1 protein-coding gene is annotated in these 635 nt (G+C 60.3%); it reads right to left on the bottom strand.

Annotation, left to right across the window (positions count from 1 at the left end; all coding sequences use genetic code 11):
- Positions 1–616, bottom strand: a 616-nt coding sequence (locus EN993_RS36535; protein ID WP_164758095.1) for an amidohydrolase family protein, incomplete at its 3' end; no start/stop codon positions are given.
- Positions 617–635: the final 19 nt, after the last annotated feature.

The raw sequence follows: 635 nt of genomic DNA, 5'->3' as shown, positions 1-635 counted from the left end.
GTGCAGTCTTGCCTGCTCGTTCGAGCCGCTCGGCCAGGAAGCGGATTGTGTCGTACCCCTCGGCATGCACCATCACCAACGCGCCGGTTTCCTTGGCCGCGGCCATGACCTCGAGCATCTGCCGGTCATTCAGGACCAGATCGTCATAGGTCATGAACACCTTGAGTGAGGTGTACCCGGCCTCGACCAGCGCCGGCAGTTCCTGCCCCAGAACGCTTGGGGTAGGGTCGGAGATGATCAGGTGGAAGCTGACGTCGGTATGGCACATGCCTTCTGCGGCGGCATGATAGTCAACGAGCGACTGCCGCAGGCCCATGCCCTTCTGCTGGAGACAGAAAGGCATCACTGTCGTGTTGCCGCCGAAAGCGGCGGCGAGTGTGCCGCTCTCGAAGCTGTCGGCCATGACGATTTCAGGCGGGCCAGGCTGTTCAAGATGCACATGGCTGTCGATGCCGCCAGGAAGGGCGAGTAGCCCATCGGCGTCAATGATTTCGCGCCCGTCGTTAAGGTTGCAAGCCAATGCGACTATTTTGCCGCCGCTGATCCCGATGTCGCTTCGGAATGTATCGGAAGCCGTGACCACATTGGCGTTCTTGATGACGAGATCGAAGCTCATGGCATCCCGGTGATTGGAG

It is taken from the genome of Mesorhizobium sp. M7D.F.Ca.US.004.01.2.1 (assembly GCF_003997785.1).
Classification (GTDB): Bacteria; Pseudomonadota; Alphaproteobacteria; order Rhizobiales; family Rhizobiaceae; genus Mesorhizobium; species Mesorhizobium loti.
Note: the sequence above shows the minus strand (reverse complement) of the source record. Positions and strands in the feature narration are given on the sequence as shown.